The 662-nt window shown below is 50.9% G+C and carries 1 rRNA gene; it reads right to left on the bottom strand.

Annotation, left to right across the window (positions count from 1 at the left end):
• Window positions 1-540: ribosomal RNA gene (locus ACLJTG_RS23660) — 23S ribosomal RNA — on the bottom strand; the annotation flags it as partial.
• Window positions 541-662 lie beyond the last annotated feature (122 nt).

Consider the following 662-nt stretch of genomic DNA (forward strand, 5'->3'; position numbering starts at 1 on the left):
GCTCCCACTGCTTGTACGTACACGGTTTCAGGTTCTTTTTCACTCCCCTCGCCGGGGTTCTTTTCGCCTTTCCCTCACGGTACTGGTTCACTATCGGTCAGTCAGGAGTATTTAGCCTTGGAGGATGGTCCCCCCATATTCAGACAGGATACCACGTGTCCCGCCCTACTCATCGAGCTCACAGCACATGCGCTTTTGTGTACGGGGCTGTCACCCTGTATCGCGCGCCTTTCCAGACGCTTCCACTAACACACATGCTGATTCAGGCTCTGGGCTCCTCCCCGTTCGCTCGCCGCTACTGGGGGAATCTCGGTTGATTTCTTTTCCTCGGGGTACTTAGATGTTTCAGTTCCCCCGGTTCGCCTCATTAACCTATGGATTCAGTTAATGATAGTGTGACGAGTCACACTGGGTTTCCCCATTCGGGTATCGCCGGTTATAACGGTTCATATCACCTTACCGGCGCTTATCGCAGATTAGCACGCCCTTCATCGCCTCTGACTGCCAGGGCATCCACCGTGTACGCTTAGTCGCTTAACCTCACAACCCGAAGATGTTTCTTACGATTCATCATCGTGTTGCGAAAATTTGAGAGACTCACGAACAACTTTCGTTGTTCTGTGTTTCAATTTTCAGCTTGATCCAGATTTTTAAAGAGCAAA

This window comes from Salmonella sp. SAL00672 (assembly GCF_046552175.1).
Lineage (GTDB): Bacteria > Pseudomonadota > Gammaproteobacteria > Enterobacterales > Enterobacteriaceae > Salmonella > Salmonella enterica.